General features: G+C 35.7%; 10 protein-coding genes. 9 read left to right on the top strand and 1 reads right to left on the bottom strand.

All coding sequences use genetic code 11. The annotated features are described in order from the left end of the window. Nucleotides 1-60 precede the first annotated feature (60 nt). The 3 genes from ACZ2G0_RS09390 (at nt 61) to ACZ2G0_RS09380 (ending at nt 6,565) form a co-directional block, all read left to right on the top strand. Nucleotides 61-4,128, top strand: coding sequence for a PAS domain S-box protein (locus ACZ2G0_RS09390; protein ID WP_470307402.1), 4,068 nt, complete (start codon nt 61-63; stop codon nt 4,126-4,128). A gap of 34 nt (nt 4,129-4,162) precedes the next feature. Beyond that, nucleotides 4,163-5,023, top strand: coding sequence for a KPN_02809 family neutral zinc metallopeptidase (gene ypfJ, locus ACZ2G0_RS09385; RefSeq protein ID WP_470307401.1), 861 nt, complete (start codon nt 4,163-4,165; stop codon nt 5,021-5,023). A gap of 255 nt (nt 5,024-5,278) precedes the next feature. Then, nucleotides 5,279-6,565, top strand: coding sequence for a DEAD/DEAH box helicase (locus ACZ2G0_RS09380; RefSeq protein WP_470307400.1), 1,287 nt, complete (start codon nt 5,279-5,281; stop codon nt 6,563-6,565). Nucleotides 6,566-7,262: 697 nt separating this feature from the next. Here the strand turns inward: ACZ2G0_RS09380 and ACZ2G0_RS09375 are convergent. Next, nucleotides 7,263-8,798, bottom strand: a complete 1,536-nt coding sequence (locus tag ACZ2G0_RS09375; RefSeq protein WP_470307399.1) for a YifB family Mg chelatase-like AAA ATPase — start codon at nt 8,796-8,798, stop codon at nt 7,263-7,265. Between the two features lie 377 nt (nt 8,799-9,175). Here ACZ2G0_RS09375 and ACZ2G0_RS09370 point away from each other — a divergent pair, with 377 nt between their 5' ends. The 6 genes from ACZ2G0_RS09370 to ACZ2G0_RS09345 all read left to right on the top strand — a co-directional run bounded on the left by ACZ2G0_RS09370 (nt 9,176) and on the right by ACZ2G0_RS09345 (nt 17,651). After that, entirely contained in the window at nt 9,176-10,648 is a 1,473-nt protein-coding gene (locus ACZ2G0_RS09370) for a sodium:solute symporter family protein (RefSeq protein WP_470307398.1), read from the top strand. Beyond that, nucleotides 10,629-11,063: a GNAT family N-acetyltransferase gene (locus ACZ2G0_RS09365; protein WP_300285633.1), complete on the top strand. Its 435-nt coding sequence runs from the start codon at nt 10,629-10,631 to the stop codon at nt 11,061-11,063. Before ACZ2G0_RS09370 ends, ACZ2G0_RS09365 begins: the two co-directional genes overlap by 20 nt. A gap of 6 nt (nt 11,064-11,069) precedes the next feature. Continuing rightward, nucleotides 11,070-12,221: an amidohydrolase gene (locus ACZ2G0_RS09360; RefSeq protein WP_470307397.1), complete on the top strand. Its 1,152-nt coding sequence runs from the start codon at nt 11,070-11,072 to the stop codon at nt 12,219-12,221. After that, on the top strand, nt 12,211-13,359 hold the full coding sequence (alr, locus tag ACZ2G0_RS09355) for an alanine racemase (RefSeq protein WP_470307396.1): 1,149 nt from the start codon (nt 12,211-12,213) through the stop codon (nt 13,357-13,359). Before ACZ2G0_RS09360 ends, alr begins: the two co-directional genes overlap by 11 nt. Nucleotides 13,360-13,361: 2 nt before the next feature. Then, nucleotides 13,362-14,435, top strand: a complete 1,074-nt coding sequence (locus ACZ2G0_RS09350) for an alanine/ornithine racemase family PLP-dependent enzyme (protein WP_470307395.1) — start codon at nt 13,362-13,364, stop codon at nt 14,433-14,435. Between the two features lie 216 nt (nt 14,436-14,651). Next, complete coding sequence (locus ACZ2G0_RS09345) at nt 14,652-17,651, top strand: amidohydrolase family protein (protein ID WP_470307394.1); 3,000 nt, start codon at nt 14,652-14,654, stop codon at nt 17,649-17,651. Nucleotides 17,652-17,653: the final 2 nt, after the last annotated feature.

Below are 17,653 nucleotides of genomic sequence, written 5' to 3'. Positions count from 1 at the left end.
ATTTTTTTTTACATTTAGCTAGTATTGAAAATTAGTAACTACTTAGTCAAATCCTAATCAATGGAATTATATTTTATTATTTTTAATAATTATATAGCTATCAGCTTAGGATTTGACAATGAATATTTGCCAACAATAGTAAATTCAGACCAACTGATCAATACCCTTTCTCTTAGCAAAAATGTTTTTAGAGCGGTACTGCCACTAATATATGTCTTTATCTTTTTATTGCTATTTAAGTTTCATAAGATTAATAAAGATCTAAAAAACAATTTTAGTGTTAACTATTCCAAAGAGAAATCTATCTCGAAAGAGTTCCAACTTTATTTTTTATTTATTGGTCTCATTGTTTTAACACTTGAAATCACATTCGAGGTTTTTAAACTACGACCTAAAAGCCTTTTTATATACAATGCTTCGATAGCAGCATTTTTATTGCTCATTTATTTTGTTAGTTTAAAATCAAAGCTAGTTTTTGCCAATATTCAAATTATTTTTAAAACGATCTTTTTACTAGCCTTTGTTTATGTTTGCAGCAATTTAATCTTTTTGACTACAGATGGGATTCCTGTAATTACCTTTTTGATTTTTATTTTCTTTTCTTACAATGTCCTAAAACCTGCAAAATACTATAAACTATTTATTGCTTGTATTGTTTTATTTTTAATCGCTTTACTTTCCTTCACAACAATACCCATAGAGACAAGTATTATACTGCTTAACTATACTCTAATTGTTATTTGCATCAATTATATCAGACATATTTCAATTTCAGGAATTAACGATAAGTTCCTTTTTAATAATCAAATTATAAATAAAGGAAACTCGCTGATTATTGCCAAGAATAGTAAAAACGAAATTGTCTTTTGCAGTGAAACTATAAAACCTATTCTTGGCTATACTGTCGAAGAAGTTTTAGGTCAAGGTTATTGGCAATTAGTTGAAAATATAGAAACACATAGCGCCACTGATATCACAGACAAAAAGGGAGATGCACTAAAGATCAAAAAACTAACTTGTAAAAACGGTACTTTTAAATTTATTCAATGGAACGACAAAAGATTTTCAGATGATTTGACTATTAGTATCGGTCAGGAAGTTACGGATCATATTCAAACTCAAAAACGATATGAAAATTTAGTAGAAAGTGCCTATGATATGATCTACGAGCTAAGCATTGAGGGTAATTTCACTTTTATTAATAAAAATTCAGAAATCATAACAGGATTTACTTTGTCTGAATTATATTCGATGAAATACTATCAACTAATTCCCGATCTTTACTTACCTACTTTTGATGAATTTTACAACCAAATTAAAAAGGGTATAGACAACTTGCCTTTATTGGAATTCCCTATTAAAAAGAAAGATGGAGACGAAATTTGGCTATCTCAAAAAGTCAACATTCTTAGGGGAGAAAATCAAGAAATAATAGGGTATTCAATCATAGCAAGAGATATAACATTCTTAAAAAACATAGAAAGTGAGAAAGCTCAAAGGCAGCTTAAAAATTTAAAATTCAGTGAAGCTTTAAAAAGTTTTACAGAGAAAAGCTATTCGAACTCGGAAAGTATTGAAGATAAACTAAAAGTAATACTAGAAATAACCACTAAAACAATTGGCGTTTGTAGGGCCAGCTACTGGGAATACCACCCTGATTACATTGAGTGCACTTACCTATATGAGCGTACCCACGAAAGATTTAGTTTCTCTAGAGGGTATCAGCTGAGTAAAGCAGCTTATCCAAATTATTTTAATGCAATCGAAGATAAGGTCCAAGTAGTAGCTTCTAATGTATATAATAATGTGATTTGTTCAGAATTGTGCAAAGACTATATCCCAGATAATCATATTACTTCCCTGATAGACACGCCGGTATTTATAAACGGAATCCTTAAAGGTATTGTATGTTTTGAAGCTATTGAGGACTTGAAACATTGGGATAATGAAGACGTGAATTTTGCTAGATCAGTATCTGATATTATTGCGATTGGATTTGAATCTAAAATGAGACTTGAAATTCAAGAAAAGCTAACGTATAAAAGCGAATTATTAGCTGCCATGACTAAATGCACTGAAAAATTCTTGAACAATAAAGATATCGGAGATATGTTTGCTGATGTATTGATTATAATGGGAAATGCCACAAAGTCGCACCGAGCTTACTACTACGAAAATAATGCAAAGGAACAAACAATTAGCCAAAAATACCGCTGGATAAAGGATGAAATAAGTTTATCTCAAAATAATCCAGAGCTGCAAAACATGCCATATCCTTTCTTTGAGGACCTTTTACTTCCATTACAAGAGAATAAAATTTTTAGTGCTTACGTTCCTAATTTGGAAAACAAATCTTTGAAGAATAAACTTAAACATGTTGGCGTTAAGTCTTTGATATTGTTTCCCATATTTGTAAAAGAAAAATTTCATGGCTTTCTGGGGTTTGATGACACTAATGAAGAAAGAATTTGGAATGACGATGAATTAAACATATTACAAACATTAGCACGAAACATAGCTTCTGCAATTGAACAGATTGATACTGAAACCGCTATTTATGAAAGTGAGGAGAAATTTAAATTATTAGCCAACAATATTCCTGGTACCGTTTACCTAGCTGAAAATGATACCGCTTACACCAAAATTTATCTTAATGACGAAATAGAAAAACTAACGGGCTATGATCGAACTAAATTCTTAAATAAAGAAATCCTCTTCACTGACTTGATTCATCCTGATGATGCAGATCAAACCATGCAGAAAATAAAAGCAAAATTAGCCAAAAACCAAGGCTTTCATTTAGTTTTTAGAATCATCAGGGCAGATCAAAAAATTGTATGGGTAGAGGAATTTGCAGATGTCATCCTAAAAAACGGAAAAATAGCCTATATCGAAGGAATCATGATCGATATCACACAGCGAAAGGAAGCAGATGAAGCTATAAAAGGTCGGGAATATGCCGAAGCTGCCAATCGAGCCAAATCAGAGTTTTTAGCGAATATGAGTCATGAAATCAGAACGCCACTAAACGGAATAATTGGATTTACTGACTTGCTGATGAAAACCCAACTGGAGGAAATTCAGCAAAAGCACATGAATACCGTCAACCAGTCGGCTCATACCTTGCTAGAGATTGTAAATGACATATTAGACTTTTCGAAAATAGAAGCAGGAAAACTTGACTTGTTTATCGAAAAAGACAATATCAGAGAATTATTAAAAGAAATTGTAGATTTAATTTTATTCGAATCCAATCAGAAAAACCTAAAGCTAGAGCTTACTATCGATCCTGAAGTCCCAACGTATTTCTATGCAGATACAGTTCGCTTAAAGCAGATCTTGATCAATTTATTAGCCAATGCGGTAAAGTTTACTGAAAAAGGAACGATCAAACTTAATGTTTCAGTGCTAAAAAACATCAGTGCAAGTAAAACGAGAATACGCTTTGCTGTAATTGACTCCGGTATTGGAATTCACGAGAAAAATAAAAGTAAAATTTTCAAAGCCTTTTCACAGGAAGACAATTCAACAACTAAAAAGTTTGGTGGTACTGGATTAGGTCTCACCATCTCAAACAAATTACTAGGGTTGATGAAAAGCAGATTGCAATTAGAAAGTGAACTTAATGTAGGTAGTACCTTCTATTTTGATCTAGATTTAAAAACGACAAATGAGACTGATCTGAATTTAAATCTTCTCGAAGTCAATAATGAAGCCGACAGTATTGCTATTTTCCAAACTAACGAGCAACTTCATAATCTTAGAGTGATGTTAGTAGAGGACAATAAAATTAATATGTTATTACTGAAAACAATTATAAAAAACATCTTAGTTGATCCAATTATTTATGAAATCTCTGATGGGTCAAAGGCAATCGATCAATTTGAAGAAATTAATCCAGCAATTATATTTATGGATATTCAAATGCCAATAATGAACGGATATGAAGCTACGACAGCAATCAGAAAAACTACTTTAGGGGAACAAATTCCAATAATTGCAATTACCGCAGGAACTGAAAAAGAAGAAAAAAATAAATGTTTGAAAGTAGGAATGAATGATTACATATCCAAACCAATTATAAAAGGCGCTATCGAACAAACACTTTTAAAATGGTTAATAAAATAAAACTGAAACGAATAAAAACAATAAATAGTACAATATGAAATGGCAAGGCAGACGTAAAAGCGGTAATTTAGAAGACAGACGAGGAATGTCATCCGGTGGTAAAACCATCGTGGGTGGTGGACTTATTGGAATAGTGATTTTACTTTTAAATGCTTTTGGTGGTGAGAACGGACAAATGGTCGGTAACATACTAGAACAAACACAGGGCAAGCAAAGCGCTCCAACAGAGCAAAGAGATTTAACAGCAAAAGAACTCGAGGAACAAGCCTTTATCAATGCTATTCTAGTAGATAATGAAGACGTTTGGACTAAAATTTTCCAAGAAAACAACATGACGTACAAAGAGCCTAATTTGGTTTTGTTTTCAGGCGCTGTAAACACGAAATGTGGAAATGCAACCTCAGCATCAGGACCGTTTTATTGTCCAGCGGATCAAAAGGTTTATATGGACTTAACTTTTTTTGAAGAGCTAAAAACACGTTTTGGTGCAAAAGGAGGGGATTTTGCTACTGCTTATGTGATTGCTCATGAGATCGGACATCATGTACAAACGTTACTAGGTACCTCATCAAAAATGCGACAAATGCAACAAGGTAAATCCAAAGCTGAGGCTAATAAATTGTCCGTAGCCCTAGAACTACAAGCTGACTTCTATGCTGGAGTTTGGACACATTACAACCAACAAATGAATAACTTCCTTGAAGATGGAGATATTGATGAAGCTTTGAGCGCAGCCCACGCAGTAGGCGATGATGCCATTCAATCTAAAATGCAAGGTCATATCGTTCCAGAATCTTTTACCCACGGTACTTCTGAACAGCGTAAATATTGGTTTATGAAAGGATACAAAACGGGAGATATCAAGCAAGGAAATACTTTCGCTGAAATCCGATAAAAATATAAGTAATAGAAAATGGGACAATGTCCCATTTTTTTTGCTCTTTAAAATTAGCTCTTTCATTCATATTAGAGCTCCAATACAAAACAATAAGTCGGCAAGATTCAATTACTCTATTTGTACAATTCTACTATAATTAGCATTTTCAAAAACAAAACTAGAATCAAAACCACATCAAAAAAATTAGCAGTACCTTTGCAGCTACTTAAAGAAGCATATTAAAAAATACAAAATGCTTCATAAACACCATTTATGTCATTCAACTCATTAGGTTTATCTGATGCGCTACTAAAAGCCATCAGCAAAAAAGGATACACAAATCCTTCTCCAATACAACAAAAAGCAATACCACCCATTTTAGAAGGTAAAGATGTATTAGCATCAGCACAGACAGGAACAGGAAAAACAGCTGGTTTTACACTACCTATTTTGCAAATATTATCACAAGGAAAACACTTAAGCAACAGACCCGTTCGTGCTTTAATCCTTACTCCTACTAGAGAATTAGCAGCGCAAATTCTAGCCAATATCAAAGAATACAGTGAATTTCTAGATTTAAGAACTACCGTATTATTTGGTGGTGTAAACCAGAAACCACAAGTAGCACAATTGCGTCAAGGAATCGACATCTTGGTTGCAACACCCGGTCGTTTACTAGATTTACACAATCAAGGCCTATTATCACTTGCCAAAGTCGAAATATTAGTACTAGATGAGGCTGATCGTATGTTAGACATGGGATTTGTTAGAGATATCGAGAAAGTTATAAAACTAGTTCCTGTCAAAAGGCAAAACTTGATGTTCTCAGCCACTTTCTCAAAAGACATTAAAAAACTAGCTACAGGAATCTTAAACAATCCCGTGCACGTTGAGGCTACCCCTGAGAACACAACCGTGGATGCGATTACTCAAAAAGTATATCCAACGGCAAAGGAGAAGAAAACCGAACTAATTATAAAATTAATCACCGACGGAAACTGGAAACAAATTTTGGTTTTTACCCGCACCAAACAAGGCGCTAACAAACTAACCGAAAGTATGCTTGCCGCAGGTATCAAAGCTGCAGCTATTCATGGAAACAAAGGACAAGGCGCGCGTACAAAGGCCTTAGCTGGTTTTAAAGACGGTTCACTTACCGCTTTGGTAGCTACTGACATTGCCGCTCGTGGACTGGATATTCCTTTATTGCCGCATGTTGTCAATTTTGAATTGCCTAACATCCCTGAGGATTATGTGCACCGCATTGGTCGTACCGGTAGAGCTGGTGCAAATGGAGAGGCTATCTCTTTATTCAGCCCTGACGAAACCGTGTTTTTGCGTGACATCGAAAAGTTAATCGGAATGAAGTTACCAACCGAAAATATCGCTGGTTTCGAGCCTGACCCTAACGCATCTACCGCGCCTATAAAACAAGGACAAGGCAGACAACAACGTAATTCTGCTCCAAGGAAACCAAAAGCGGACACTACTACCAGAAGTTCAAATAATAGCTTTGGACCAAGACGTCCCAACGCTAACAATGACCGAAGATCTAGATAATTTTTTTTCAAGGAGCAGAAAACTTCTTTTTCAAAAGTCGATCTCTCCCGCTATACATTACAATCCCCGTATAGGCTAAACACTAGCCCATACGGGGATTTTCATTGCTATCGGGGCTATACCAGACGATTTATTTTCAGAAGAATAATAGATACCCTTTCTCTTAAAGGTTAAAAACAACTTGCAGCTTTTTACAAAAATCTGGAACGGAAGCTGTTCTGAAATCGAAATAACCTAACCACGTTAACAAACAATACCTATGATTCTTTAGAAAATAAAACGTGATTTCTAGCCCCGATTGCAGTGGCATCCTCTTGTATTGCGGTAGCAAATACAAGAGATAAAACGAAAAGCGGGAGATGCAGTTGTTATGAAAACCTATAGTCGTGCTCCTAAAAACAGTTAACGCAATAAAGAGATTCCAAATTATCCTAAAGTGCATTGATTTAAACAAAATAGTCTAACCACGTTAACAAACAATACCTAGGGTTGTTTCGAAAACAAAAGGTCATTATTAGCCCCGATTGCAGTGGCATCCTCTTGTATTGCGGTAGCAAATACAAGAGATAAAACGTAAAGCGGGAAATCAAGTTGTTATGGAAACCAATTGTTGTGCTCCTAAAAACAGTTATCGCAATAAAGAGATTCCTCATTCTTCGGAATGACAAAATAGTAAGTACTCAAAGTTAACTCCAAATTACCCCAACCAACCATCTCTGTCCAAACTGCGATACTGAATTGCCTCAGCGATGTGCGAAGAAACAACTGTAGGCGCTGCTTCAAGATCAGCAATCGTTCTGGCTACTTTCAAAATCCGATCGTAAGCACGAGCGGATAAATTCAAGCGTTCCATCGCGGTTTTCAGTAATTGTTTGGAGGTATCGTCAAGCGAGCAGTATTCCCTGATGTGTTTCGTATTCATTTGTGCGTTGTAATGAATGTTGTTCATCTCCTCAAACCGTGCCGACTGGATTTCGCGAGCCGCTGTGACTCTCTTGCGGATGTCAACACTACTTTCGGCTTTGCGATCATCGGACAATTTATCAAAAGGTACAGGGGTTACTTCGATGTGAATATCGATTCGGTCCAACAATGGACCCGATATTTTACTTAAATACCGCTGCATTTCATGTGGTGAGGATGTTTGTGGCGCATCAGGATCGTTAAAAAACCCACTCGGACTCGGGTTCATACTCGCCACCAACATAAACGACGACGGATAGGTGACCGTAAACTTGGCTCTTGAAATCGTGACTTCGCGATCCTCAAGCGGCTGACGCATGACTTCAAGCACGTCGCGCTTGAATTCAGGTAGCTCATCCAGAAACAAAACCCCATTATGTGCCATCGAAATTTCGCCTGGCTGCGGGTAGCTCCCTCCTCCTACTAGCGCCACGTTAGAAATCGTATGATGCGGACTCCTAAAAGGTCTTTGATTCATCAATCCAACTTCCTTTAGTTTACCAGCTACACTGTGAATTTTAGTCGTTTCGAGCGCTTCACGTAACGTCATAGGAGGTAAAATACTAGGCAATCGTTTAGCAAGCATGGTTTTTCCGGCTCCGGGTGGTCCAATCAAAATAATATTATGACCGCCGGCAGCCGCTATTTCCATACATCGCTTAATAGACTCCTGCCCTTTGACATCGCTAAAATCAAATTCTGGAAAGTCTAAATCTTTGTAAAATTCGGCTCTCGTGTCTATTGTCGTTGGTTCTAGATTGCCTTTTCCCTCTAGAAAATCAATTACTTCTTGCACATTTTCCACGCCGTACACATCCAGTCCAGCAACGATTGCGGCTTCTTTTACATTTTGCTTTGGCAGAAAAAATCCTTTAAAACCCTCTTCCTTCGCTTTAATGGCAATAGGCAAGGCACCACGAATGGGTTGTAAACTTCCGTCGAGAGATAGCTCGCCCATGATAATGTATTTGTCAACATCTACGGCAGTAATTTGCTGTGAAGCAACCAAGATGCCAATGGTTAAAGTAAGGTCATATGCTGATCCTTCTTTGCGCAAATCAGCCGGAGCCATATTGATGGTAATCTTTTTGCCCGGCATCGCGTACCCATTATTCTTGAGAGCAGCGGCAATTCGATAGCTACTTTCTTTAATGGCATTGTCAGGTAAGCCAACTAAATGATAACCAATTCCTTTATCAATATTTACTTCTACAGTAATTGTTGTGGCTTCCACTCCAAAAACAGCGCTTCCAAAAACTTTAACGAGCATGTGAGATAATTTTTATTAAAAATAATAAATTTTAATATACCAAAAACACACGAACACAAATTTATTACTATTCTAAAAATAAGACGTTTAGCAGCATTTCAAAAATTAAAGTCAGCTTGAAGATCAACACCTCTCAAATAGTGTAAAATCAGCTTAAAGGCCTTTTTACTGATTTTTTGATAATTTTTAGCTACATTTGCACTCAATTACAGGATTTTTATATCAAAAATGATTTTTTCAATCGTTTCATATAAACCTGACTTGGATTACAAAATCTTGCAATCCTACTAACAGTTACCGTATTTGTAGTTCGCTGCATCTTTGCCTTTTGGAAAAATTCCACATACAGGCTACTAATATTCAATAATGAAATAAAAATGCACTGGATAGATTATCTAATCTTTGTTGTTTATATGCTTGCTATGCTTGGCGTAGGGCTATATTTCTTTAATAAAAACAAAACTGCCGAGGACTTTTATGTAAGCGGTCGGAACATGAGCAGCTGGCACATCGGGCTATCGGTAGTAGCTACTGACGTTGGTGGTGGTTTTTCTATCGGTCTCGGTGGCCTTGGTTTTACGATGGGCCTATCGGGTTCATGGATGCTATTTACAGGGCTTTTGGGTGCTTGGTTGAGTGCCGTTTTTTTAATTCCTAAAGTAAGTCACTTAGGACACAAGTATAAGTTTTTTACATTTCCGCAAATATTCAATCATTTTTACAATCCTAAAGTGGCATTGCTTGCCGGAATTATTTCTGCGATCGGATATGTAGGATTCACTAGCTCGCAAGTTTTGGCTGGAGCCAAATTAGCGTCGGCTACTATCGACGGCTTGAATTTACAGACTGCATTAATTGTTATGGGACTTATTGCGGTGGTTTATACCGCTATTGGTGGATTAAAAGCCGTTATTTACACCGATACTATACAATGGCTCATCCTTATAGGCGGTTTAGTATTTATAGGAATTCCTATGGCCTATCATGCTGTAGGTGGTTATGAGGCAATCAAAGCAACGCTGGACCCAAAATACCTTTCCTTAACTAATGTGCATTGGTATCAAATCTTTAATTGGTCAGTGACTATAATTCCAATTTGGTTTGTTGGAATGACATTATATCAAAGAATCTACGCTAGTAAAGGAGAAAAAGAAGCTAAAAAAGCCTGGCTAATCGCAGGTGTTTTTGAATGGCCCATCATGGCATTTATGGGAGTAATTTTAGGAATGCTAGCTAAAGTTGCAGCCTCTCAAGGTATGTTTACGGGTATAACAGACGCCAATACGATGGACAGCGAAATGGGTTTACCAGTACTTTTAGCAACCATACTTCCTGTTGGGCTATTGGGTTTAATGCTATCTTCTTACTTCTCAGCAATTTTATCCACTGCTGATAGCTGCTTGATGGCTGCCTCTGGAAATATTGTTACGGATATCATCTCTAAGTTTTCTAAAAAAGAATTTACACACAAAAAAGAATTACAACTATCACAAATAGTAACACTAGCTGTAGGTTTATTTGCCATCTTGTTAGCCTCGCAAATGCAAAATGTATTAGAGTTAATGCTCTACTCTTATGCTTTTATGGTTTCAGGACTTTTTGTCCCCGTAATAGGTGCTCTCTTTTGGAAAAAAAGCCATCCAATTGCCGCTTTTTGGAGCATGCTAATTGGAGGAAGTACTACAATTTTTTTAATACTTACTAAAAATAAATTACCTTTAGGAATAAAATTGCCCGAACATTTAGACGCTAATATTTACGGCCTAAGTGTTTCTTTAATTTTATTCTTGACAATTTCGATCTATCATCATAACAAAAAAGTAAAACAAAATGGAATTCAAAATAATTAATCAAACAACAGGTGCTGATCCAATATACACAAGCGGAGTTATTGCTCAATTTTTATTCACACACCTAGAGGAATACGGCGATAAAATTGCAGATATTTTAAAATGTATCGATTATGTAATGCATCCTGACAAAGGAGGAAATATTGTCGTAGGAATAGATGAAAATGAAATTGTTGGTATCGTGATCCTGAATAATACAGGGATGAAAGATTTTATTCCCGAGAACATTTTAGTATACATTGCTGTAGACAATAGCCATCGTGGTAAAGGTTATGGTAAACAATTAATGCAAAAAGCCATTTCGATTGCGGAAGGAAATATTGCATTGCACGTTGAACCAGATAATCCTGCGAAGAAACTATACGAAAAACTAGGCTTTACTAACAAATACCTAGAAATGCGTCTTATCAAATAATCCAAAATGGAAAATTTAAACCAACGCATAGCCACTCTGACGCTCTTACGAAAGGAATTACATCAATATCCAGAAGTTTCAGGAAAAGAAATCGAAACTGCAAAAAGAATTATTTCTTTTCTTGAAAACTATCGTCCTGACGAGCTAATAACAAACATTGGAACAACAGGAATTGTAGCAATTTATAACGGAAAGGAAGCAGGTAAAACTATTCTATTTCGGTGCGAGCTCGACGCCTTACCTATTGACGAAGTCAATACATTTGAATACAAATCTGTAAACCAAGGCGTGTCTCATAAATGTGGTCACGACGGACACATGGCAATACTATGTGGTTTAGCGATGGAACTGCATGAAAACAGACCCGATACAGGAACAGTAATTTTGCTTTTTCAACCAGCAGAAGAAGACGGTAGTGGAGCGCAAAAAGTCCTTTCTGACCCTAAATTTAGTTACAAACCGGATTTTGCCTTTGCCTTGCACAATATTCCCGGTTATCCAAAAAATCAAATTGTAGCTAAAGAAAAAACCTTTAGCTGCGCCGTCAACAGTTTCATCATAAAACTAGATGGAATTACGTCACATGCAGCTGAGCCTCATATGGGAATTAATCCTGCTTTGGCTTTAGCCGAAATAACCACTAAATTAAACAGCCTAATTCAAGCGGATCTTACTAAAGAAAATTACTGCTTGATCACTCCTATTTATTCCAAAATGGGCAAAAAAGCATACGGCGTATCTGCGGGTGCTGCCGAAATTCATTTTACCGTGCGGAGTGATAGCAATGAACGAATGAAAATAATCGAACAAGATCTAGAAAAAGAGGCGAAAAAGATAGCCGCGCAATTTGAGTTGAAATGCCGGACTTCATGGACCCAAAAGTTCTATGCAAACGAAAACAATGCTAAGGCAGTAGATCATATAAAAAAGGCGGCTGCAACACATCAATTTAATTATATAGAAAAAGAGACTCCCTTTACTTGGGGAGAAGATTTTGGATTATTTACCCACCAATTTTCAGGCGCTATGTTTGGTTTAGGATCAGGAACGGACTCCCCTGCCCTGCACAATCCTGATTATGATTTCCCAGACGAGATTATTCCCACCGGCGTTGCCTTATTTCATCAAATTAGTAAACAAATTTTAAATGCACACTAATTCAACAATAGAACTTAACAAAACAGCTTACCGTAATAACATCCAATTTTTGAGAAAGACTTTTGGCAAAAAAGTCACTCTTTCTTCGGTTGTAAAAGGAAATGCCTATGGACACGGACTGCATGAATTTGTTACTATGGCAAATGATTGTGGTGTCAACCATTTTTCTGCTTTTGACGTAGAGGAGGCTAAAATAATAAGGGAAGCATTGTCTGACAAAGTGACTATTATGATTATGGGTTTCGTTCCTGATGAAGATATGGAATGGGTAATTACTAATGGTGTAGAGTTTTATATTTTTGATAAAAGTAGGCTTTCCACAGCTGTAAAGACAGCTAAAAAATTAAGTACAAAGGCCATTGTCCATATCGAAGTAGAAACGGGAATGAACCGTACAGGTTTTGATAAACAAGAACTAACGCAGGTTATTGCTACTTTAAAAAAAGAAACAGAGCATTTAGTTTTCAAAGGCTTGTGCACGCACTATGCAGGTGCCGAAAGCATTACCAATTACTATCGAGTAGAAAAGCAAATAAAAAAATATCAGGAAATCTATGACTATATTTGTAGTACGGGCATCCAACCTGAAATAAAACATACCGCTTGCTCTGCGGCATCAATGATGTATCCAGAAACAAGAATGGACCTTGTCCGCATTGGAATTATGCAATACGGTCTGTGGTCAAGTCCGGAGGTATTTGTGAAATTTTTAAATTCGTACAAAAACAAAATTGATCCTTTGCAACGCATCATCGCTTGGAAAAGCAAAATTATGTCGACTAAGAAAGTAAACAGTGGTGAATTTATTGGTTATGGAACCAGCTTTTTAGCCGAGAGAAAAATGAAAATTGCGGTAGTACCCATAGGTTATGCTCATGGTTATAGCCGTTCCTTAAGCAATCAAGGGCGCGTCCTTATACAAGGACATCGATGTGCCGTTATCGGATCTGTAAATATGAACATGATGACCGTTGATGTAACAGATATCGATGCTGTAAAAAAAGAAGATGAAGTAGTATTAATTGGATCACAAAAAGACCTAACGGTATCCGTTGCCTCCTTTAGTGATTTAAGCAATCAACTTAATTATGAATTATTAACTAGAATAGCAAAAACGATCCCTCGTAAAATTATCTAATAATGGCTTTTATAAAACTATACAGAAAAAAATTAGAAGAAAACTACACCTTTCTGAACGAGATTTTTACCAGTCGAAACATAGAATGGGGCGTGGTAACCAAACTCCTTTGCGGAAATGAGCTGTACTTAAAAGAAATCATGTCTTTAGGAGTTCGAGAAATGCATGATTCCCGAATTAGTAATTTACGTAAAATAAAAAAGCTGGATCCTACTATCCAAACGGTTTACATCAAGCCTCCTGCAAAAAGAAGCATTGATAAAATCGTTCGCTATGCCGATGTTAGTTTCAATACCGAAATTTATACCATTCAGGAATTATCTAAAGAAGCACAAAAGCAGAACAAAATTCATAAAATCATTATCATGATTGAAATGGGTGATTTGCGTGAAGGTGTTATGGGTGAAGAGTTAATTGAATTTTATGGCAAAATTCTGAGTTTGCCTAATATCGAAATCAGAGGAATTGGAACAAACTTAAACTGCCTAAGCGGTATTATGCCAACACAAGACAAGCTAATTCAATTGAGCTTGTATAAACAGCTAATTGAAGCCAAGTTCAATATCGAAATTCCATGGGTTTCTGGTGGCACCTCCGTTGCGATTCCGCTTATATTGAAAAATGCACGTCCTATGGCAGTTAATCATTTTAGGATTGGCGAAGCTTTATTCTTTGGTAAAGATCTTTTTACGGGTGAAACTATAAAAGGAATGCATAATGATGTCTTTAAATTGTACAGTGAAATAATTGAAATCACCGAAAAACCAGACACTCCAATTGGGGAATTGGGAGAAAGTGGTGTTGGAAATACCTTCATAAAAGACGATAATGCTGATTTAAGTCATACCTCATTGCGAGCAATTCTTGATATTGGACTTTTAGACATGCAACCACAATATTTAGAAGCTGAGGACGACGCTATTACCATAGTAGATGCTAGTTCAGATATGCTAGTTATAGATATTAGTAGGTCTGAAAAAAAATATAACATTGGCGACTTGATTTCATTTAAAATCAAATACATGGGAGCCCTTTATCTTTTGAATTCAGATTATATTGAAAAGAAAATAGGATAGTTACTATTTAGCAACAAATACATTATATAAAGGAAAATGCTTCAAAGGTATTTTCCTTTTTTTAGATATAATTCAATTTTACACATTAATTTTTAAATTAAAATTATACACCGAATTAAAAAAATAAATTAACTATTGCATAAGTGTTAATTTGTATTCTTAACCATTTTTAAATAAAGAGTTTTAGTATTTTTATGAAAAATTAACTAAAACCATATGAAAAAAACTATTTACCTCCTCTTTTTATTAGTTTTTATACCAAAAATTAATGCGCAGGAGTACTTTCCAAATAATGAAAGTATCCAAAACAAAAATAACAACTATACGGCCTTCACTAATGCTAAAATATTTGTTACTCCCACACAAGTAATTGAAAAAGGGACATTACTAATCCAAAACGGAAAAGTAGTAAGCGCCGGAAAAACAGTTACACTTCCAAAAAACACGATCGTTGTAAATCTTGAAGGAAAATCTATTTATCCTTCTTTTATCGATATGTACACCACTTTTGGAATAGAAAAAACAAAAAGAGCCGAAGGCGGAGGACGTCAGAATCCTTTATATGACACCAAAAAAGAAGGCTACTATTGGAACGAGCACATCAAGCCAGAAACAGAAGCTTTTGCTAACTTTAAATATGACAATTCAAAAGCTGAAGAGCTTTTAAAAGCAGGTTTTGGTGTTATTGGAACGCATGTTGCTGACGGAATTGCACAAGGAAGTGGTTCATTAATTGCACTAAATAATGAAGACAATAGCAAACGTTTATTAGCTAATAAAATCACCAATCATTTCAGTTTTACTAAAAGTGCAGGTTCGATTCAGTCATACCCAAGCTCACTTATGGGAATGATGGCATTATTGCGTCAGATGTATTTAGACCTTGACTGGTATAAAAACGGAAATTCATCTACCACTGATTTGTCTTTGGAAGCAATGAATAACAACCAAAAACTAGTTCAAATATTTGCTTCTGAAGACAAATTAAATAGTTTAAGAGCAGCTAAATTGGCCAAAGAATTTGGATTAAACTATATCCTGAAAGGTAGCGGTAATGAATTCGAAAGAATTGAAGAAATTAAAAAGACAAATGCATCCTTCATCATTCCAATTAATTTTCCGGAAGCGTATGATGTTACCAATCCGTACCTAGCGAGTCAATTGGACTTTAATGACCTAAGATTGTGGAACCAAGCTCCAACCAACTTGAAAGTTTTAGCTGATAACGGAGTTGTTTTTGCACTTACAACTGACAAACTTAAAAAAATGGAAGACTTTAGAACAAATCTTCTAAAGGCGATACAATATGGTTTTGATAAAACGAAAGCATTAGAAGCTTTGACAACTGTACCAGCATCTTTACTTGGAAGAAGTAACCAAATAGGAACACTTAAAGACGGTAATCTTGCTAACTTTTTGATCACGTCGGGTGAAGTATTTGACAAAAAAACTACTATTTATGAAAACTGGGTTGAAGGAACTAAATATGTAATTAAAGACATGACAGCGAAAGATATTCGCGGTAGTTACGACTTAACTGTTGATAATACAACCTTCAAATTACTGATTAAAGGCGAAATTGCTTCTCCTGAAGCCGAAATTAAAAATATTGATTCGACTAAGGTAAATTCTAAACTCACCATTGCTAATAATTGGATGTCTTTGATTATGAAATCCAAAGATTCTGTGAAAACTAATTTTAACAGATTAACGGCCTACATCGAGAACACGCCTAATCTTAGTGGAAAGGTAATTACCTATGACGGAAGAGAATCAACTTGGTCTGCTTTAAAAACTGCTCCTTTCGAAAAAGAAAAAGACAAGAAAAACGAGACTAAATTAAATACGATCGTTCCTGTTAGCTATCCAAATATCGCTTTTGGAAATAGTACTAAATTAAGCCAAGAGACCTTACTTTTCAAAAATGCAACCGTTTGGACCAATGAAAAAGACGGAATTTTGAAAGAAACGGATGTGTTAGTTAAAAATGGTAAAATTGCTGCTATTGGTAATAACTTAAGTGACGCATCAGCGACTGTAATAGACGCAAAAGGAAAGCACCTTACTAGTGGAATTATTGACGAACACTCTCATATTGCCATTTCTAGTGGTGTGAATGAAGGTGGACACAACTCAAGCGCCGAAGTAACGATACAAGATGTTGTGAACTCTGATGATGTGAACATCTACAGAGAATTGGCGGGTGGTGTAACTACTTCACAATTACTTCATGGATCTGCAAACCCTATAGGTGGTAGATCAGCCATTGTAAAATGGAAATGGGGAGCTGCTCCTGACGAAATGCTATACAAAAATGCACCCGGTTTCATCAAATTTGCTTTAGGAGAAAATGTAAAACAATCGAACTGGGGAACTAATAACCCTACTCGTTTTCCACAAACCAGAATGGGAGTTGAACAAGTTTTTACAGACTACTTTCAGCGTGCTAGAGAATACGAAGCAACTTGGAAATTATACAATGCTTCCTCTAAGAAAAACAAAGGGAAAGCACCAAGAGTGGATGTAGAAATGCAAACCCTTTTGGAAATACTGAACAAAGAACGTTTTATTTCTTGCCACTCTTATGTTGCATCAGAAATTTTGATGTTGATGAATGTAGCTGATAAATTCAATTTTAAAGTAAACACTTTTACACATATTTTAGAAGGTTACAAAGTAGCCGATAAAATGAAAGAACATGGTGTAGGAGCATCTACATTTGCCGATTGGTGGGCTTACAAATTTGAAGTAAACGATGCGATTCCTTATAATGGTCCAATCATGCACAATGCTGGACTTGTAGTAGCATACAACTCAGATGATGCTGAAATGTCAAGACGTTTGAATCAAGAAGCAGCAAAAGCTGTAAAATATGGTAATATTTCAGAAGAAGAAGCTTGGAAATTTGTTACTCTAAATCCAGCTAAATTATTACGCATTGATGATAAAGTAGGAAGTATCAAAGTAGGAAAAGATGCTGATATCGTTTTATGGAGCACTAACCCTTTATCAATCTATGCGCAAGCAGAGAAAACAATTATTGAAGGAACGGTTTATTATGATGCGAAAAAAGACGAAGCTAAAAGAGTTGCTGTAAGTCAAGAAAGAAACTTAATCATAGGTCAAATGCTTGATGAAAAGAACAAAGGTATGAATACACAAGAACCTAAGAAGAAAACTAAAGTAGAGTACCACTGTGATACTATGGAACAATAAGC

Source organism: Flavobacterium sp. KKT103, assembly GCF_055640565.1.
This window is presented reverse-complemented; position numbering and strand designations above follow the sequence as displayed.